Consider the following 18,138-nt stretch of genomic DNA (forward strand, 5'->3'; position numbering starts at 1 on the left):
GGTTGGACAGGGATGGTCCCTGGAGGGGGATCGTGGAGCGGGCACCGGGGGGCCTGCCCGCTCCACGATGGGACCGACCGGTCCTCACGCCCCGTCAGGCGAAGACGGCGAGGCTCTTGGCCTTGCCCTTCTGCTCCTCGACGAGCACCAGGAACGTCCCGTCGGGCCCGAAGACCCCGACCGGGCCCGGCGGATACGCGGGCATGTCGACCCGCACGCCGTTGAGCAGCAGCCTGGCCCGCTTCTCGTCCACGTCCCAGCGGGGGAACGCGGAAGCGGCCGCCTCGGCGACCGGCATGACGACCAGTTCCTCCTGGTGCTGGTCGAGCGTCCTGGCCGCGTCGATCCCGTACGGGCCGACGCGGGTGCGCCGCAGCGCCGTCAGGTGCCCGCCGACGCCGAGTCCGGCACCGAGGTCACGTGCCAGGGCCCGGATGTACGTGCCCGAGGAGCAGACGACCGAGACGACCAGGTCGACGACGGGTGTCCCGTCCTCGGCCACCGCCTCGCGCACGTCGTAGACGCGGAAGGACGAGATGGTCACCGGGCGGGCCGGGATCTCGAACTCCTCGCCGCCGCGCACGCGGGCGTACGAGCGCTTGCCGTCGATCTTGATGGCGCTGACCTTGGACGGCACCTGCATGATCGCGCCACTCAGTGCGGCGACACCGGCGTCGATGCCCTCACGGGTCACGCCCGAGGCGTCGGTGGACGAGGTGATCTCGCCCTCCGCGTCATCGGTGACCGTGTCCTGGCCGAGCCGGATCGTACCAAGGTACTCCTTCTCGGTCAGTGCGAGATGGCCGAGGAGCTTGGTGGCCTTCTCGACGCCGAGCACGAGGACGCCGGTCGCCATCGGGTCCAGGGTGCCGGCATGGCCGACGCGCCGAGTACGGGCGATGCCGCGCATCTTGGCCACGACGTCGTGCGAAGTGAAGCCGGACGGCTTGTCGACGATGACGAGGCCGTCCGGCGTTTTGTTCTGCGTCATGCGGAAGGTGAGCCCTCGCCGTTCTCGCCGGACTCGTCGTCCTCGTCCTCCGGCTTGCGGTACGGGTCCGCGTCACCGGCGTACGTGGCGCCGGAGGATGCCTCACGGACCTTGGCGTCCGAGGCCCGTGCCCGGTCGAGCAGGTCCTCGATCGCCTTGGCGTTGTCCGGAAGGGCGTCGGCGACGAAGGCCAGGGTCGGGGTGAACTTCGTCCCCGCCGCCGCGCCGACCGCCGAGCGCAGGATGCCCTTGGCGCTCTCCAGCCCGGCCGCCGCGGACGCACGCTCCTCGTCGTCGCCGTAGACCGTGTAGAAGACCGTGGCCTCCCGCAGGTCGCCGGTGACCCGGGTGTCCGTGATGGTCACGTGCGTGCCCAGACGCGGGTCCTTGATACCGCGCTGCAGTTTCTCGGCGACCACCACCTGGATGAGGTCCGCCAGTTTCTTTGCCCGCGCGTTGTCGGCCACTGGTCCGTCTCCTTCTTGAACGTGCTCAATCGTCTTCGTCGTTGTGCAGCCGCCGTCGTACGGACAGCAGCTCCACTTCCGGCCGGCCCGCGACCATGCGCTCGCACCGGTCCAGTACGTCTGTGAGGTGTCCGGTGTCCCCGGAGACCACGGCGAGGCCGATCTCGGCCCTGCGATGGAGGTCCTGACCGCCCGTCTCCGCGACACTCACCCCGAACTTGCGGTGGATCTCGGCAACGATCGGACGGACGATGGAGCGTTTCTCCTTCAGCGACCGTACGTCGCCGAGGAGAAGGTCGAAGGACAGTGTCCCCACATACATGTGTGTCCGGATGTCCCGCCGGTTCGGGTTCGCGCCCCGCCATCGCTTGGCAGGGACACAAGAACCGTACACGGAACGGCCGGGGCCGATCGACGGAAATACGACCCGTCGACCGGCCCCGACCGTGCGGGAGCCCCGGGGGTCTCCCCCCGGGAATCCCTTGCGGATCAGCCTCGCGGCTTCTCGCGCATCTCGTACGTCGCGATGACGTCGTCGATCTTGATGTCGTTGAAGTTTCCGAGGTTGATACCGCCCTCGAAGCCTTCGCGGATCTCGGTGACGTCGTCCTTGAAGCGGCGCAGACCGGAGATGTTGAGGCTCTCCGCGATGACCTTGCCATCGCGCAGCAGGCGCGCCTTGGTGTTGCGCTTGACCTCGCCGGACCGGACCAGCACACCGGCGATGTTGCCCAGCTTGGACGAGCGGAAGATCTCGCGGATCTCCGCCGTACCGAGCTCGACCTCTTCGTACTCCGGCTTGAGCATGCCCTTGAGGGCCGCTTCGATCTCTTCGATCGCCTGGTAGATGACCGAGTAGTACCGGACGTCCACACCTTCGCGGTCGGCCATCTGCGCGGCACGCCCTGCGGCGCGCACGTTGAAGCCGATCACGATGGCGTCGGAGCCGGTCGCCAGGTCGATGTCCGACTCGGTGACCGCACCCACACCGCGGTGCAGGACCCGGATGTCGACCTCTTCACCGACGTCGAGCTGGAGCAGCGAGGACTCGAGGGCCTCCACCGAACCGGACGCGTCGCCCTTGATGATGAGGTTGAGCTCCTGGACCAGACCGGCCTTGAGCGCCTCGTCCAGGTTCTCCAGGGAGAACCGGACACCCTTGCGGGCGAAGTTGGCGTTGCGCTCACGAGCGGCACGCTTCTCGGCGATCTGACGGGCCGTACGGTCCTCGTCGACGACCAGGAAGTTGTCGCCGGCACCCGGGACGTTGGTGAGACCCAGCACGAGGACGGGGGTCGAGGGACCCGCTTCCTCGACGTTCTCGCCCTTGTCGTCGAGCATCGCGCGGACTCGGCCGTACGCGTCGCCGACCACCATCGTGTCGCCGACCCGCAGCGTGCCTCGCTGGACCAGGACGGTCGCAACGGCACCGCGGCCGCGGTCGAGGTGGGACTCGATCGCAATACCCTGCGCGTCCTGCTCCGGGTTGGCCCGCAGGTCGAGCGAGGCGTCGGCGGTGAGGACGACGGCCTCCAGAAGAGCCTCGATGTTGAGGCCCTGCTTGGCGGAGATGTCGACGAACATCGTGTCGCCGCCGTACTCCTCGGCCACCAGACCGAACTCGGTGAGCTGACCGCGCACCTTGGTCGGGTCCGCACCCTCGACGTCGATCTTGTTGACCGCGACCACGATCGGCACGTCGGCCGCCTTGGCGTGGTTCAGCGCCTCGATCGTCTGGGGCATCACACCGTCGTTCGCCGCCACCACGAGGATCGCGATGTCGGTGGACTTCGCACCACGTGCACGCATGGCGGTGAACGCCTCGTGACCCGGGGTGTCGATGAAGGTGATCCTGCGGTCCTCGCCGTTGACCTCGGCGCCGACCTGGTACGCACCGATGTGCTGCGTGATGCCGCCGGCCTCGCCCGCAATGACGTTCGTCTTGCGGATCGCGTCCAGCAGTCGGGTCTTACCGTGGTCGACGTGACCCATGACGGTCACGACCGGCGGACGGGAGACCAGGGCCTCTTCGCCGCCCTCGTCCTCGCCGAACTCGATGTCGAAGGACTCGAGCAGCTCGCGGTCCTCCTCCTCGGGGCTGACGATCTCCAGGACGAAGTTCATCTCGTCCGCGAGCATCTTCAGCGTCTCGTCGGAGACGGACTGCGTGGCAGTGACCATCTCGCCGAGGTTCATCATCACGCCGACGAGCGACGCCGGGTTGGCGTTGATCTTCTCGGCGAAGTCGGTGAGAGAAGCACCGCGCGACAGCCGGACAGCCTGTCCGTTGCCACGGGGCAGCATGACGCCGCCCACCGACGGGGCCTGCATGGCCTCGTACTCCTGGCGCCTCTGCCTCTTCGACTTACGGCCACGACGCGCGGGACCACCGGGACGGCCGAACGCACCCTGTGTGCCACCACGGGCACCCGGGCCGCCGGGACGTCCACCGAAGCCGGGACGACCGCCGAAGCCGCCGCCACCACCGGGACGGCCTGCGCCGCCACCGCCACCGGGACCACCGGGGCGACCGGCGAAGCCGCCGCCGCCACCACCGGGACCGGCCGGACGGCCGGCGAAGCCGCCGCCACCGGGACGACCTGCGCCGCCACCGCCACCGGGACGACCGCCACCGGCACCGGGACCACGGCCGCCGCCGGGGCCACCGCCGGGACGCGGGGCCGCAGCGGGACGCTGCGGCATCATGCCGGGGTTCGGACGGTTACCGGCGGGGGCACCGCCGGGACGCGGGGACTGCGGACGGGGCATGCCGCCCGGAGACGGACGGGCACCACCCTGACCCTGCGGGCGCGGTGCGCCACCGGGGCCACCTGCGCCGCCCTGCGGACGCGGAGCGCCGGGGCGCTCCTGACCGCCGCCGGGACGCGGGGCGCCACCGGGACGGGGCGCGCCGGGGCGCGCCATGCCGGTGGAGCCACCGGAGGTGAACGGGTTGTTGCCCGGACGGGGACCCGCCGGACGCGTGCCGCCGGGGCGGGGTGCGCCCTGGCCTGCGGGACGTGCCGGACGGTCGCCGCCGCGCTCGCCGCCACGCTCGCCACCGCGGCCACCGTCACGCTGACCGCCGGCCGGAGCCGGACGGGCGGGGCGGGGGCCGGGGGTGGCACCCGCGGGACGCGGGGCCTGCGGCTGCTGGGGTGCGGCCGGCTGGGCCGGTGCCGGAGCCGAGAACTCGGCGGCGGGCACCGGGGTGACCGGGGCAGCCTTGGGCGCGGGCTTCGGACCCGGACGCGGGCCCGCAGACGGCGCGGAAGGTGCTGCGGGGGTGCTGCTCGCCGGGGTCTCGGCAGCGGCCGGCTTGGGAGCCGGTGCGCCGGGCTTCGGGGCAGCAGGACGTGCCGCAGCGGCCGGGGAGGGCGCTGCGGGCTTCGCGGGGGCGGCCTTGCGGGGCGCGCCAGGCTTTGCAGCGGACTTGCCGGCGTTGCCGCCGGGACCCTGCAGTGCGTCAGTCAATTTGCGTACAACCGGCGCCTCGATCGTCGAGGACGCCGAACGGACGAATTCACCGAGTTCTTGGAGCTTGGCCATGACGACCTTGCTCTCAACCCCGAACTCCTTGGCGAGTTCGTATACCCGGACCTTAGCCACTTCGCTCCTTTTAGGTCCGGGCTACCGCCGGACCGTCGCTACTTCATGGGCGTACTCATCGCGTACTCATCGAGTGCTCATCGCAATCTCGACCTACTTCCAACTCGCGAGGTACCTGACCGCACGGGGACCCGTGCCGTTCACTTTTCTTACTGTGTCACCCGCTCGACGAACCGCTGCAGTGCCGCGGAATCGAACGGCCCCTTGGCCTTGAAGGCCCGGGGGAATGCCCGGCGGCGGACCGCCAGGTCGAGACAGACAGAGACCGGGTGCACGTACGCACCCCGGCCGGGCAGCGTACCGCGTGGATCAGGGACAACTTCACCCTCGTCCACCACGATGCGCAGCAGCTCGCTCTTGGCCGCTCGCTCCCGGCATCCCACACAGGTTCGTTCGGGGCAAGCGCGGGCGTGCGTCCGGCCAGACACGTTTAAGTCTACCTCCCCGCACCGACCTCACCCGTTGGGGGCGAAAATCGAACGGATGTTGTCGTGATCTCAGCGACGGGACGCCTCGATCTATTCCCTGGGACCGCCCCGGAACCCCGGGGCGGAACGGATCAGCCGCGCTGGGACCGCTCCCGGGCACGCTCGGCGCGCTCACGGTCGGCGACGTCCCGCTCGGCGTCGGTCTCGGTGTCCGGGCGGATGTCGATGCGCCAGCCGGTGAGGCGGGCCGCCAGGCGGGCGTTCTGCCCCTCCTTGCCGATCGCCAGCGACAGCTGGTAGTCGGGCACGGTCACCCGGGCGGAGCGCGCGGCAAGGTCCACGACCTCGACCTGGCTCACCCGAGCGGGTGACAGCGCGTTGGCGACCATCTCGGCCGGGTCGTCCGACCAGTCCACGATGTCGATCTTCTCGCCGTGCAACTCGGCCATGACATTGCGCACACGGCTGCCCATCGGGCCGATGCAGGCACCCTTGGGGTTGAGTCCGGCCCGGGTGGACCGTACGGCGATCTTGCTGCGGTGACCGGCCTCACGGGCGATGGCCTCGATGACCACCGAACCGTCCGCGATCTCCGGGACCTCGAGCGCGAAGAGCTTCTTCACCAGGTTGGGGTGGGTCCGCGACAGGGTCACGGAAGGACCGCGCACGCCCTTGGCCACCCGCACGACGTACGTACGCAGCCGCAGACCGTGCTTGTACTCCTCACCGGGCACCTGCTCCTGCACCGGCAGGATCGCTTCCATCTTGCCGATGTCGACGAGGACGTTCTTCGGGTCCTTGCCCTGCTGGACCAGCCCGGTGACGACATCGCCCTCGTGGCCCGCGTACTCGCCGAACGTCTTGTCGTCCTCGGCGTCGCGCAGGCGCTGCAGGATGACCTGCTTGGCGGTGGTCGCCGCGATGCGGCCGAAGCCGGACGGGGTGTCGTCGAACTCCTTGGGCTCCTGGCCCTCTTCGAGGTCGGCCGGGTCCTCCTTGGCCCACACCGTCACGTGGCCGCGCTCGTTCAGCTCGACCCGCGCCCGGCGGTGGCTGCCGTCGGTGCGGTGGTACGCGATGAGGAGGGCCGCCTCGATCGCCCCGACGAGCACGTCGAAGGGGATCTCCTTGTCCTGCGCCAAGCCCTTCAAAAGCTTCACATCGATGTCCACGGCTACGCCTCCTCTTCCTTCTTGTCCTTGCGGTTGAATTCGATCTCCACGCGCGCCTTGGCGATCTCGTCGAAGGCGATGCGGCGCGACGTGGGCTTGCGGCCCTTGACGCCCGGCACTTCGAGATCGAGCCCCTCGTCGTCGACTGCGAGGATGCGGGCCACCAGCTCGTCGCCGTCGTTCAGGCCCAGCTTCGCCAGCCTGCCGATGGCGCGTACGTAGTGGCGGTGCTCGGTCAACGGGCGGTCGGCACCCGGAGAGCTCACTTCGAGGACGTACTCGCCCTCGCCCATCGCGTCGCTCTCGTCGAGCGCCCCGGAGATCGCGCGGCTCAGTTCGGCGCACGTGTCGAGCTCCACGCCGTCCTCGGAATCCACGATGACCCGCAACACCCGGCGGCGGCCTGCCCGGGACACCTCGATCTCCTCGAGGTCCAGCTCCTCGGCGCTGACGAGCGGATCGATCAGTGCGCGCAGCCTATCGCTCTGGGTGGTGCTCATCCGGGTGACTCCTCGGCCGCGTGTGCTGTTGTGGGGATCGTCGCGTGTCTGGTCAAAGGGTATCCGGTCCGCAGGGGTGTTGCCGTCCGCCTCCCGCCTGTCCGCGGGTACGCTCGCCTGCGGTGATCACTTCAGGACAGAATCGGTCACAAACCAGGCCCGAAGGAGACAAGTGCGGCGCACGGGGACGACGCGCAGGAGTGCGCTCACCGCTACCGGAGCGCTCGCACTGGGTGCGGTGCTGACCGGCTGCGGGTCCGACGAGGACTCCGGCGGACAACGGGGGGACGCGAGTGCCGACGCCCGGGCAGCGGCCGCCCGGACGCAGACGGCGCTGCGGGCGGCTGCCGCCCGCACCAGTTCCGCGCTGCTCGCCCGGTACGACGAGGTCGTGACCGCCCACCCGGTGACCGCGGCCGGGCTCGCCCCCCTGCGGTCCGCGGTCCAGGAGCACTCATCGGCCCTGGGAGGCCCGCCGAAGGGCACCGACCGGCCGGCGCCGACTGTGCCCGCCACCGGCGCGAAGGCCGCGCTGCAGGCGCTGGCGGCCGAGGAGCGGCGCGTGGCCGACGCCCACACCAGGACCCTGCTGACGGCCGGGCCGGAGCTGGCCAGGCTGCTGGCCTCGGTCGCCGCAGCCGGCGCGGCCCACGCGTATCTTCTGACCGAACTGGCCAAGGAGTCCTCGTCATGACCGAAGAGGCCGGGCAGTCCGAGGAATCCGGGCAGACGAAGGACGATGCCGGGCGGATGACCCTGCCGGCAGCGCAGGCCGCGCTCGCCGCCGAGCACGCCGCCGTGTACGGGTACGGGGTGCTGGGCGGCCGGCTGGAGGGCCGCCGCCGTACCGAGGCCGCAGCGGCCCACGACGCCCACCGGGCCCGGCGCGACGCCCTGGTACGCAGGGTCCACGACCTGGGCGGTGCTCCGGTGGCGGCCGACGCCGCGTACGCTCTGCCGTTCGCGGTACGGGATCCGGCGGCGGCGGTGCGGCTCGCCGCCCTGCTGGAGGACCGGATCGCGGGCGTCTACTCCGATCTCGTACGCGCCGCCCACGGGCCCCTGCGACAGGAAGCCGCAGCTGCCCTGAGGGAGGCCGCCGTGCGGTCGGTGCGCTGGCGCGGCACCGGCGTAGCCTTTCCGGGGCTCGCCGAGAAGGCCGCCGCACGCCCGTCGGACGAGACCGCCGAGGCCGGCGCCGCGGCTGTCACGCACTGAGAAAGCTTCGAAAGGGAACTGGGCACGTATGGGTTTCGAACCGCCGCAGCGGCTGGTGCGAGCGCTCGGCGAGACGTACGGGGACGCGGCCGCCGCCGAATGGCTCGCGCAGCTTCCCGCACTCACCGAGGAGGCGCTGTCCGCAGCGGGTCACCATGTCTCGCCCGAACGGGTCGTGGCCCCGGGCGGCCGCAGCAGCCTCGCCCTCCTCGTGCACCGGCCGGACGGCACGCCCGCCGTGCTGAAGATCGCGCCGCCCGGTGCCGCGCCCTCGCTCGAACGGGCCGCGCTCGCCCATTGGAACGGCTGGGGTGCGGTGCAGCTCCTGTCCCCCGTAGGCGGCGCGGCTGCGGGTGACAGCCTGCTGCTGGAGCGGCTGCACCACGAGGTGTCCCTGCGTTCCCTTCCTGAGGCGAAGGCTCTGCTGGAGGCCTCGGGCACGGTACGGCGGCTGTGGATCGACCCGCCGGCCGGGCACCCCTTCGAGACCGTCGCGGAGCGTACCGCCCGGCAGACGGAGCCGATGCGGGCGGCCGCCGCGGCGGAACCGGAGCTCGGGGGCCTCGTCGCGGCTGCGCTGGCGGCCCGCGAGGAGTTGGTCGCCCACTCCCCCGAACTCCTGCTGCTGCACGGCAACTTCCGGCAGAGCAAGGTGCTGTCCGGTGAGCGTGCTCCGTGGCTGGCGGTGGGCCCCGAGCCGGTGGTGGGCGAGCGCGCCTACGACCTCGCGCGCCTCGTACGCGACCGCGTCGAGGACCTGATCGCCTCGCCCGGCGGCGCGGTGACGGCACGCCGGCGGATCAAGAAGCTCGCGGAGTCGCTGGAACTGGACCAGGCACGGCTGCACGGCTGGACGCTTTTCCGGGCCGTGGAGTCGGGCACCCGTTCGCTGACGGCGGGGCGTCGGCAGGACGGCGAGCTGACCCTGGAGTTCGCGGGCTGGCTGTAACGACCCCGTACGTACGCGAGAGGCCCCCACCGGGTGGGGGCCTCTCTGGTGTCTGCGGGCTGCGGGGTGGATCAGCCCCGGTCGGTCAGGCGGGCGATCGCCTCGTCGACGGTGAGCTCCTCGCGCTCGCCCGTGCGGCGGTCCTTCAGCTCCAGGACGCCTTCGGCCGAACGGCGGCCGGCGACGAGGATCTTCGGGACACCGATGAGCTCGGAGTCGGTGAACTTGACGCCGGGCGAGATCCCCGGGCGGTCGTCGACCAGGACGCGCAGGCCCGCGGCGTTCAGCTTCTCGGAGACCTCGAGGGCCAGTTCGGTCTGGAGCGCCTTGCCCGCGGCGACGACGTGCACGTCGGCCGGGGCGATCTCGCGGGGCCAGCACAGGCCCTTGTCGTCGGCGGTCTGCTCGGCGAGTGCGGCCACCGCGCGGGATACCCCGATGCCGTACGAGCCCATCGTGACGCGGACGGGCTTGCCCTGCTGGCCGAGGACGTCGAGGTTGAAGATGTCGGCGTACTTGCGGCCGAGCTGGAAGATGTGGCCGATCTCGATGGCACGGTCCACCTGGAGTCCGGTGCCGCACTCGGGGCAGGGGTCGCCCGCCTCGACGACGACGACGTCGAGGTGGTCGTCGACCTCGAAGTCACGGCCCGCGACGACGTTCTTCGCGTGCTTGCCCTCCTTGTTGGCGCCCGTGATCCAGGCGGTGCCGGAGGTGATGCGGGGGTCGGCGATGTAGCGGACCTTCTCCAGGCCCTGCGGGCCGACGTAGCCGCGCACCAGGTCGGGACGGCCCACGAAGTCCTCGGCGGTGACGAGCTCGACGACGGCGGGGGCGAGGTGCTCGCCGAGCTTGCCGAGGTCGACCTCGCGGTCGCCGGGCACGCCCACGGCCACGATCTCGCCGTCGACCTTGACCAGGAGGTTCTTCAGGGTGGCGGAGGCCGGGACGCCGAGGTGGGCGGCGAGGGTCTCGATGGTCGGGGTGTCGGGGGTGTCCAGCTCCTCGACGGGCGCGACCGCGGAACCGTCGACGGGCGTGGCCTTGAAGGTCACGGCCTCCGTGTTGGCGGCGTAGTCGCAGTTCGGGCAGTCGACGAAGGTGTCCTCGCCGGCCGGGGCGGGCGCCAGGAACTCCTCGGACGCCGAGCCGCCCATGGCTCCGGAGACGGCCGAGACGATGCGGTGGTCGAGGCCGAGGCGCTCGAAGATCCGGATGTACGCGGCGCGGTGGAGCCGGTACGCCTCGACGAGACCCTCGTCGGTGGTGTCGAAGGAGTACGAGTCCTTCATCTGGAACTCACGGCCGCGCAGCACACCGGCGCGGGGACGGGCCTCGTCGCGGTACTTGGTCTGGATCTGGTAGAGGATCACGGGCAGGTCCTTGTAGGACGAGCACATGTCCTTGACGATCTGGGTGAAGATCTCCTCGTGGGTGGGGCCGAGGAGGTAGTCGGCACCCTTGCGGTCCTTGAGCCGGAACAGCAGGTCGCCGTACTCGTCGTACCGGCCGCTCGCCTCGTACGCCTCCTTGGGGAGGAGCGCGGGCAGCAGGACCTCCTGGCCGCCGATGGCGTCCATCTCCTCGCGGACGACGCGGGTGATGTTCTCCAGGACCTTCTTGCCGAGCGGGAGCCAGGACCAGATTCCGGCGGCGGTGCGACGTACGTATCCGGCCCGGACGAGGAGCTTGTGGTTGAGCGTCTCGGCGTCGGCCGGGTCATCGCGCAGTGTCTTGATCATCAATCGGGACATGCGCTGGACCTGGGCCATGATGAACTCCTGCTCGGAAGGGTGATGAGGCCGAGGTTAGCGGGGCGGTGCGCGCGGGCGGAAATCGATTCGCTATCGGCGGCGCAGCGGAAGGGGCGCGCCCATCACCGCATAGGGCTTGGGTGCGCTGGGGAAGAGCACCTGCCTGGCCAGGTCCTGGTAGCCGAGGGCGCGGTAGAGGCCGCGTGCGGGGCTCTCCGTGTCGATCGCCGAGAGGATGGACCGGGGCAGGTCGACGGCGTCCGTGATGGTGGTGATCAGGCTGCGGCCGAGGCCGCGCTGCTGGAACTCCGGGTGGACGTGGAGTTCGGTGATCACGAACGAGTCGTCGAGCCATTGCGAGGAGCCCGTGGCGCGCAGGTAGGGCTCGACGACGGTGGACCACCAGTGGGCCCGGTTGTTCGGCAGGCCGTAGACGAATCCGACGAGCCGCCCGGCAGGGGTCGTGGCGCCGAGGGCGCGGGCCTGTGGGTGGTCCAGGTGCCTGAGCACGATGTGGCGGCGTACGTCGATCTCGTCCTGGGAGAGCCCGAAGGCGACGGCCTGCACGGCCAGGGCCTCATCGACACGTGCGGCGAGGTCGAGCGGACCGACCACGATGCCGGGGGCCCCGGAGTCCCGGGGGAATGCGGGGTCTGCTGCTGCCATGCGGGAACCCTACTGGCCGTGCCGCCCGGTCAGAACAGCACGCTCATGAACGCACCGGTCTCGCGGAAGCCGACGCGGCTGTAGGCCCTGCGTGCCGCGGTGTTGTAGTCGTTCACGTACAGGCTGACGACCGGTGCCACATCGGACAGCGCGTAGCGCAGCACGGCCGCCATGCCCGTCTCGGAGAGACCGCGGCCGCGGAATTCGGGGGCGACCCAGACGCCCTGGATCTGGCAGGCCCGTGAGGTGGCCGCGCCGATCTCCGCCTTGAAGACGACCTTGCCGTCGTCGATGCGGGCGTAGGAGCGGCCGGTGGCGATCAGCTCGGCGACCCGCGCCTGGTAGAGCAGCCCGCCGTCACCGGCCAGCGGGGAGATGCCGACCTCCTCGGTGAACATCGCCACGCAGGCCGGCATGAGGACGTCGATGTCCTCCTTGTGGATGCGGCGCACGAGCGGGTCGGGCGCCACCTCGGCGGACGGGCTCTCGGTGACCATGAGGGGCTGGTTCGGCCGGACTTCCCTGGCGGGACCCCAGCTCGGTTCCAGCAGGCGCCACAGCTGGGCGGTGGGCCCGGCGGGGCCGACGATCGAGGAACAGCGGCGACCGGCCCTGCGGGCGCGGTCGGCGAAGGCCCTGATGGCCTCGGGCGTCGCGCAGATGGGGACCAGGTTGGCACCGGAGTAGCAGAGCGAGCGCAGCCTGCCGTCGGCGTACCAGCCCCACATCTCGCCGCCGAGGCGCCAGGGGTCAAGTCCCGCGACCTGGACGCGCGACGTCACGAACGCGTTGTCGACAGGTTCGCTCTCGAGGATGGCGAGTGCGGCGGGAAGCTCGCCGGGGTCGAGGACCCGGGTAGTGGTCTGCGTCAACACTGGGGGCCTCACCATACTGTCTGCTGATTTCCGCACTGTACCCAACAAGGCTGCGGGGCGCCCCCCGCACGGGACGGGACGGCCGGATGCGAAGGGCGGACGGGCCGGGGCGGCGACGGGGTGCGGACGCGGCTGTGCCCCGCAGGGCGGGCCCTGCGGGGCACAGCGAGTGGTGGGGTCAGCCCGCGATGGAGACCTGGGGCTCGCCGGAGGCGATGCCGTCCTTCTCCATCTGCTCCGCGATCTTCATGGCTTCCTCGATGAGGGTCTCCACGATCTTCGACTCCGGGACGGTCTTGATGACCTCGCCCTTCACGAAGATCTGCCCCTTGCCGTTGCCGGACGCCACACCCAGATCCGCCTCACGCGCCTCACCAGGACCGTTCACCACACAGCCCATCACCGCGACACGCAGCGGAACCTCCATACCCTCCAGCCCCGCACTCACCTGGTCCGCCAGCTTGTACACATCCACCTGCGCACGCCCGCACGACGGACACGACACGATCTCCAGCCGCCGCTGCTTCAGATTCAGCGCCTCGAGAATCTGCAGACCGACCTTGACCTCCTCCGCCGGCGGAGCCGACAGAGAAACCCGGATCGTGTCCCCGATCCCCTCCGACAACAGCGCACCGAACGCCACCGCCGACTTGATCGTCCCCTGGAACGCCGGACCCGCCTCCGTCACACCCAGATGCAACGGATAGTCCGACCGCGCCGCCAGCAGACGATAGGCATTCACCATCACGACCGGGTCGTTGTGCTTCACCGAGATCTTGATGTCCCGGAACCCGTGCTCCTCGAACAGCGACGCCTCCCACAGCGCCGACTCCACCAGAGCCTCCGGCGTCGCCTTCCCGTACTTCTTCAGCAGCCGCGCGTCCAGCGAACCCGCGTTGACACCGATCCGGATCGGCGTACCGGCATCACCGGCCGCCTTCGCGATCTCCTTGACCTTGTCGTCGAACTGCTTGATGTTCCCCGGATTCACCCGCACCGCCGCACAACCCGCGTCGATCGCCGCGAACACGTACTTCGGCTGGAAATGAATATCCGCGATCACCGGAATCTGCGACTTCCGGGCGATCGTCGACAGCGCGTCCGCGTCATCCTGCGTCGGACACGCCACCCGCACGATCTGACAACCCGACGCCGTCAGCTCCGCGATCTGCTGCAACGTCGCACCGATGTCCGACGTACGCGTCGTCGTCATCGACTGCACCGACACCGGTGCGTCCCCACCGACCGCCACCGACCCGACCTGGATCTGACGGCTGACCCGTCGGTCGGCGAGCTTGGTCGGAACGGCCGGCATTCCGAGAGAAATCGCAGTCATGCGCTGAGCATCCCCAAGGTGTGGATCAGTGTGGATCGAGGTCCCGAGAACGGCGGGCTCCAGAGTTCGAGGTTACGGCACCGGAGGAAGGCCGGGCGCACCCCGTCCGGCAATACCGCCGAACGGTGAGTGGCCGGACACCACCTGTGTGCCCGGCCGCCACCTCCGGGACCCGGGAGGCGTCAGGTGATCTTGACGGGGTTCACGATGTCGGCGACCAGCACCAGCAGCGTGAAGCAGATGAAGACTCCGGCGACGACGTAGGCGACCGGCATCAGCTTGGCCACGTCGAAGGGGCCGGGGTCGGGCCGCTTGAAGAGGCGGGCCACGTTGCGGCGCAGGGATTCCCAGAGCGCGCCGGCGATGTGGCCGCCGTCGAGGGGCAGCAGGGGCAGCATGTTGAAGAGGAACAGGGAGAGGTTGAAGCCGGCCAGCAGGAACAGCATCATCGCGATCTGGTTCTGTGCCGGAACATCGAGGTTCATCACCTCGCCACCGATCCTGGCCGCACCGACCACGCCGACCGGCGAGTCGTCGGCGCGCTCGCCGTCGCTGAAGGCCGCGTTCCACAGATCGGGGACCTTGGAGGGCAGGGCGATGATCGAGTCGACGCCGTTCTCGATCATGTCCCCCATGCGGACGACCGAGTCGCCGAAGGAGAGCGGCAGGATCTCCGTGTTGGCGGCGAAGCCGAGGTAGCCCGCTTCGACATAGGCCTTGGGGACGACCTGGCCGTCGGCGTCCTTCTTCGCGACCGTGTTCTTCTGCAGCACGGCGTGCAGGGTCTGCTCCCGGCCGTCGCGCTCCACGGTGATGGCGGCCGGCCCGATGGTCTTCCGGATCCGGTCCGAGAGCGTCGCCCAGTCGTCGATCCTCTCTCCGTCGAAGGCGACGATCCTGTCGCCCTTCTGGAGCCCGGCGGCCTTGGCGGGCGAGACCGGGTCGGACGCCTTGCAGGCGTCGCGTTCCTCGCTCTGCTCGATCACGCACTGCTGGACGCCCGCGACCTCGGTGGTCTGGGTCTGGAAGCCGAAGGTCATGGCCACGCCCATGAAGATCGCGACGGCCAGGACCAGGTTCATGAACGGCCCGGCGAACATCACGATCACGCGCTTCCACGGTGTGCGCGTGTAGAAGAGCCGGGTCTCGTCGCCCGGCTCCAACTCCTCGAACGCCGCGGATCTGGCGTCCTCGATCATGCCGCGCCAGGGCGAGGTGGAGCGCGCCTCCAGCCGCCCGTCGGGTCCCGGCGGGAACATGCCGATCATCCGGATGTAGCCGCCGGCGGGAATGGCCTTGATGCCGTACTCGGTGTCGCCCTTCTTGCGCGACCAGATCGTCGGGCCGAAGCCGACCATGTACTGCGGTACCCGGATGCCGAAGAGCTTGGCGGTCGACAGGTGACCCAGCTCGTGCCAGGCGATCGAGAACAGCAGACCCACGGCGAAGATGGCGATCCCCAGGACCGTCATCAGGATCGTCGTCATACTCATGCGTGCGCCTCCGCTGTCGCTTTCGCCGAGAGCTCCCTGGCCCGGGATCGGGCCCAGGTCTCCGCCTCGAGGACGTCCGCGACGTCGAGTGAAGTTCCCGTGGCAGGGGTGCCGTGTTCGGCGACCACTGCGGTGACCGTATCCATGATGCCGTTGAAGGGCAGCCGTCCTGCCAGGAATGCGTCCACGCACTCCTCGTTGGCTGCGTTGAACACCGCCGGGGCGGTGCCGCCCAGTGTGCCGACGTGGCGGGCGAGCCCGACGGACGGGAACGCCTCGGTGTCCAGCGGGAAGAACTCCCAGCTGGAGGCCCTCGTCCAGTCGAAGGCGGGGGCCGCGTCCGGGATCCGCTCGGGCCAGCCGAGCCCGATGGCGATCGGGCCCCGCATGTCGGGCGGGGTCGCCTGCGCGAGGGTGGAACCGTCGGTGAACTCCACCATCGAGTGAACGTACGACTGGGGGTGGACCACGACCTCGATCCGGTCGAACGGAATGTCGTAGAGGAGGTGCGCCTCGATGACTTCCAGGCCCTTGTTGACCAGCGTCGCCGAGTTGACCGTGATGACCGGGCCCATGGCCCAGGTCGGATGCGCGAGGGCCTGCTCGCGGGTGACACCGGCGAGCTCGCTCCTCGTGCGTCCACGGAACGGTCCGCCGGAGGCGGTCACGACGAGCTTGCGCACGTCGGCGCGCTTTCCGGCGGCCAGGGCCTGGAAGAGCGCGGCGTGCTCGGAGTCGACCGGGATGATCTGGCCGGGAGCCGCGAGGGCCTTCACGAGCGGGCCGCCGACGATCAGCGACTCCTTGTTGGCGAGGGCGAGCGTGCGCCCGGCCTTCAGCGCGGCCAGTGTGGGGGCCAGGCCGATGGAGCCGGTGATCCCGTTCAGCACGGTGTGGCAGTCGCTCGCTGCGAGCGCGGCCGCGGCCCCGGGCCCGGCCAGGATCTCGGGCAGCGGCTCACCCGCCCCGTACGCCGCGCGCAGGGCCTCGCGCAGCGCGGGCACCTTGTCCTCGGCGGCGACCGCGACCGTACGCACCCGCAGCTCCCTCGCCTGTTCGGCGAGGAGCTCGACGCGGCCGCCGGCGGCGGACAGCGCCGTGACACGGAAGCGGTCGGGGTTGCGCAGCACCAGGTCGATGGCCTGCGTGCCGATGGACCCGGTGGAGCCGAGGATCACAAGATCCCGGCGGCCGTCCGCGGCGTCGAATACGAGATGCGGATCGGCAAGGGGTACGGGGCTGTCGCTCATGCCCCCCATTGTTGCCGCATCCGCTGTGCGCGCGGACAGGGCGTCCCCGTCGGCACGTGCCTCAGGCCTTCCCGGCACGGAATTTCTTCCACTGGGCGGCCATGATGTCCTGCGGCACCCCGCCGATGTCCTTGGTGGCGAGGATCTCCCCGCGGAAGGCGAGCGTGGTGGAGCCGACCCGTACGACGGTGAGGTACTCGTACAGTTTCGTCCTGTCCTTCACGTCGAGGATGGTGAAGCGGTACGCCCTCGCCTCGTCGGCCTCGTCCGCGAAGGCGGGCAGCCCGGTGGGTTCGACCTTCACGTACCTGGCCCGCGCGATGGCCCGCTCCTCCATCAGGCCCCCGGAGCAGTCCCGGCCGGCTTTGCGGATCGACCGCATGACCTTCGCGGCCTCGCCGTTCCGGTACGAGCGAAGGGTCACGTCGACCATGACGCCGAGCATCTCGTCGGGGTCGTCGACCCTGCGCTGCACCTGGGCGGCCGGTTCGTGGTCGCTGACGTCACCGGCGAGGCTGACGAGCGGCTGGCAGACGGCCGGGGTTGCGGTGTAGCCGTCGCTGAGAAGCCCGTCCAGGACGTACTCGTTGGCGGTGTAGGCGCCCGCCTTCTCCCCGTCGGTGAAGGCGACCGCCTCGAGCTGCGCTTCGGTGAGCGCGGCCGGAGCCGCGGAGGGCGAGGGGGCGGGCTTCCCGGCCTTGTCGTCGCCGCCGTCGCCGTCACCGCATCCGGTGACGCCCAGGAGCGTCACCACCGCGCATCCCGTGGCTGCGGCACTCCGCCATCCGGCCCGCCGGTTCCCCGCCCCGAACATCCTTGCCCCACTCTCCCGTTGACGGTGACGATCATGTCTCCGACCGTCGCCGAGGCTCGATTGTGCTGCATACGGGTCAGATCCGCGTATCGATGCCGAACTTCTTCCTCAGCTGCGCCATGTCCCGGACATCACGGTCGGCGGGTTCGTACCCCTGGTGGAACAGCACCTGCTGCTCCGCGGAGATGCAGCGCACGGTGGTCGTGCCGATGGTGCCGGTGACGAAGCAGGACGCGGGGTAGCGAAAGGGCTCGGCCGGATCGAGCGAGGACTGCACCGCGGAGCCGTCGGCGGCGAACTCCAGCGGGTGCAGGTCGATCTCGAGCCCGGAGGGGTGGCTGAGGACGAAGCGGGCGGGGCGCCGGTCGAGTGTCTCGGCGTAGCCGGACGAGGTCAGGGCCGCGACGACGACGGGCTCCTGCTCCCGGACGTGCAGGAGGTCGAGGTCCCGGTGCTCGCGGGTCTCCTCACCGAGCAGGGCGTCGATGCCCCAGCCTCCCGCGATCACCACGTCGGCCCCGGCCCGCCGGAGGAGGGACAGGATGGACAGGACATCGCTCCGGGACATCATGCGGGCAGGGTAGGTGCCGCCGTCGTAGGTGTGCGCGGCCTTTTC

General features: G+C 70.4%; 18 protein-coding genes. 3 read left to right on the forward strand and 15 right to left on the reverse strand.

The window, feature by feature from the left end; translation table 11 throughout:
* Positions 1–94: 94 nt before the first annotated feature.
* The 7 genes from truB to rimP form a co-directional block, all read right to left on the reverse strand.
* Complete coding sequence (gene truB, locus OG844_RS18960) at positions 95–991, reverse strand: tRNA pseudouridine(55) synthase TruB (protein ID WP_329206841.1); 897 nt, start codon at positions 989–991, stop codon at positions 95–97.
* The gene (gene rbfA, locus OG844_RS18965) at positions 988–1,458 is read right to left on the reverse strand and encodes a 30S ribosome-binding factor RbfA (RefSeq protein ID WP_329206843.1); all 471 of its coding nucleotides are present in this window, start codon (positions 1,456–1,458) and stop codon (positions 988–990) included. Before rbfA ends, truB begins: the two co-directional genes overlap by 4 nt.
* 25 nt (positions 1,459–1,483) lie before the next feature.
* A complete protein-coding gene (locus OG844_RS18970; RefSeq protein ID WP_329206844.1) occupies positions 1,484–1,780 on the reverse strand; it encodes a DUF503 domain-containing protein in 297 nt (98 codons plus the stop codon).
* A gap of 167 nt (positions 1,781–1,947) precedes the next feature.
* Positions 1,948–5,067 (reverse strand): translation initiation factor IF-2, encoded by a 3,120-nt coding sequence (infB, locus tag OG844_RS18975; RefSeq protein ID WP_406391746.1) that lies wholly within the window; start codon positions 5,065–5,067, stop codon positions 1,948–1,950.
* Positions 5,068–5,216: 149 nt separating this feature from the next.
* Positions 5,217–5,495 carry a YlxR family protein gene (locus OG844_RS18980; protein ID WP_406391747.1) on the reverse strand — a complete coding sequence of 93 codons (279 nt, stop codon included), beginning with the start codon at positions 5,493–5,495 and terminating at the stop codon, positions 5,217–5,219.
* 131 nt (positions 5,496–5,626) lie between these two features.
* Positions 5,627–6,667, reverse strand: coding sequence for a transcription termination factor NusA (gene nusA, locus OG844_RS18985; protein WP_406391748.1), 1,041 nt, complete (start codon positions 6,665–6,667; stop codon positions 5,627–5,629).
* A gap of 2 nt (positions 6,668–6,669) precedes the next feature.
* Complete coding sequence (gene rimP / locus OG844_RS18990) at positions 6,670–7,167, reverse strand: ribosome maturation factor RimP (RefSeq protein WP_406391750.1); 498 nt, start codon at positions 7,165–7,167, stop codon at positions 6,670–6,672.
* Positions 7,168–7,339: 172 nt separating this feature from the next.
* On the opposite strand from rimP, the gene OG844_RS18995 reads away from it, so the two are divergent.
* Genes OG844_RS18995 through OG844_RS19005 form a run of 3 tightly spaced genes read left to right on the forward strand, consistent with a single transcriptional unit; the run spans position 7,340 to position 9,334 of the window.
* Positions 7,340–7,861: a hypothetical protein gene (locus tag OG844_RS18995; RefSeq protein WP_406391752.1), complete on the forward strand. Its 522-nt coding sequence runs from the start codon at positions 7,340–7,342 to the stop codon at positions 7,859–7,861.
* A complete protein-coding gene (locus OG844_RS19000) occupies positions 7,858–8,385 on the forward strand; it encodes a DUF4439 domain-containing protein (RefSeq protein ID WP_406391754.1) in 528 nt (175 codons plus the stop codon). Before OG844_RS18995 ends, OG844_RS19000 begins: the two co-directional genes overlap by 4 nt.
* Positions 8,386–8,413: 28 nt before the next feature.
* A complete protein-coding gene (locus OG844_RS19005; RefSeq protein ID WP_406391755.1) occupies positions 8,414–9,334 on the forward strand; it encodes an aminoglycoside phosphotransferase family protein in 921 nt (306 codons plus the stop codon).
* A 71-nt stretch (positions 9,335–9,405) separates the two neighbouring features.
* Here the strand turns inward: OG844_RS19005 and OG844_RS19010 are convergent, their stop codons facing one another.
* From OG844_RS19010 to OG844_RS19045, 8 genes are all read right to left on the reverse strand, one after another.
* Positions 9,406–11,106: a proline--tRNA ligase gene (locus OG844_RS19010; protein WP_406391757.1), complete on the reverse strand. Its 1,701-nt coding sequence runs from the start codon at positions 11,104–11,106 to the stop codon at positions 9,406–9,408.
* Between the two features lie 72 nt (positions 11,107–11,178).
* The gene (locus tag OG844_RS19015) at positions 11,179–11,754 is read right to left on the reverse strand and encodes a GNAT family N-acetyltransferase (RefSeq protein WP_406391758.1); all 576 of its coding nucleotides are present in this window, start codon (positions 11,752–11,754) and stop codon (positions 11,179–11,181) included.
* 29 nt (positions 11,755–11,783) lie between these two features.
* Positions 11,784–12,644, reverse strand: coding sequence for a GNAT family N-acetyltransferase (locus tag OG844_RS19020; protein ID WP_406391760.1), 861 nt, complete (start codon positions 12,642–12,644; stop codon positions 11,784–11,786).
* 163 nt (positions 12,645–12,807) lie between these two features.
* Positions 12,808–13,965 (reverse strand): flavodoxin-dependent (E)-4-hydroxy-3-methylbut-2-enyl-diphosphate synthase, encoded by a 1,158-nt coding sequence (gene ispG, locus OG844_RS19025; protein WP_406391761.1) that lies wholly within the window; start codon positions 13,963–13,965, stop codon positions 12,808–12,810.
* 182 nt (positions 13,966–14,147) lie between these two features.
* Positions 14,148–15,458, reverse strand: a complete 1,311-nt coding sequence (locus tag OG844_RS19030; protein ID WP_406391763.1) for a M50 family metallopeptidase — start codon at positions 15,456–15,458, stop codon at positions 14,148–14,150.
* Positions 15,455–16,708, reverse strand: coding sequence for a 1-deoxy-D-xylulose-5-phosphate reductoisomerase (dxr, locus tag OG844_RS19035; RefSeq protein ID WP_406391765.1), 1,254 nt, complete (start codon positions 16,706–16,708; stop codon positions 15,455–15,457). The genes OG844_RS19030 and dxr overlap by 4 nt, the downstream gene beginning before the upstream one ends.
* 61 nt (positions 16,709–16,769) lie before the next feature.
* Positions 16,770–17,462: a hypothetical protein gene (locus OG844_RS19040; RefSeq protein ID WP_406391767.1), complete on the reverse strand. Its 693-nt coding sequence runs from the start codon at positions 17,460–17,462 to the stop codon at positions 16,770–16,772.
* A gap of 136 nt (positions 17,463–17,598) precedes the next feature.
* A complete protein-coding gene (locus OG844_RS19045) occupies positions 17,599–18,093 on the reverse strand; it encodes a nucleotidyltransferase domain-containing protein (RefSeq protein WP_406391769.1) in 495 nt (164 codons plus the stop codon).
* Between the last annotated feature and the right edge of the window lie 45 nt (positions 18,094–18,138).

This window comes from Streptomyces sp. NBC_00887 (assembly GCF_045207585.1).

What these genes read in the sequence shown, in the direction of transcription:
- OG844_RS19030 (WP_406391763.1), bottom strand. Translation starts at nt 15,458, where the DNA reads ATGAGTATGACGACGATCCTGATGACGGTCCTGGGGATCGCCATCTTC.
- OG844_RS19020 (WP_406391760.1), bottom strand. Translation starts at nt 12,644, where the DNA reads ATGGTGAGGCCCCCAGTGTTGACGCAGACCACTACCCGGGTCCTCGAC.
- OG844_RS19015 (WP_406391758.1), bottom strand. Translation starts at nt 11,754, where the DNA reads ATGGCAGCAGCAGACCCCGCATTCCCCCGGGACTCCGGGGCCCCCGGC.
- truB (WP_329206841.1), bottom strand. Translation starts at nt 991, where the DNA reads ATGACGCAGAACAAAACGCCGGACGGCCTCGTCATCGTCGACAAGCCG.
- ispG (WP_406391761.1), bottom strand. Translation starts at nt 13,965, where the DNA reads ATGACTGCGATTTCTCTCGGAATGCCGGCCGTTCCGACCAAGCTCGCC.
- OG844_RS19000 (WP_406391754.1), top strand. Translation starts at nt 7,858, where the DNA reads ATGACCGAAGAGGCCGGGCAGTCCGAGGAATCCGGGCAGACGAAGGAC.
- rimP (WP_406391750.1), bottom strand. Translation starts at nt 7,167, where the DNA reads ATGAGCACCACCCAGAGCGATAGGCTGCGCGCACTGATCGATCCGCTC.
- OG844_RS19010 (WP_406391757.1), bottom strand. Translation starts at nt 11,106, where the DNA reads ATGGCCCAGGTCCAGCGCATGTCCCGATTGATGATCAAGACACTGCGC.
- dxr (WP_406391765.1), bottom strand. Translation starts at nt 16,708, where the DNA reads ATGAGCGACAGCCCCGTACCCCTTGCCGATCCGCATCTCGTATTCGAC.
- OG844_RS18970 (WP_329206844.1), bottom strand. Translation starts at nt 1,780, where the DNA reads ATGTATGTGGGGACACTGTCCTTCGACCTTCTCCTCGGCGACGTACGG.
- OG844_RS19045 (WP_406391769.1), bottom strand. Translation starts at nt 18,093, where the DNA reads ATGATGTCCCGGAGCGATGTCCTGTCCATCCTGTCCCTCCTCCGGCGG.
- OG844_RS19005 (WP_406391755.1), top strand. Translation starts at nt 8,414, where the DNA reads ATGGGTTTCGAACCGCCGCAGCGGCTGGTGCGAGCGCTCGGCGAGACG.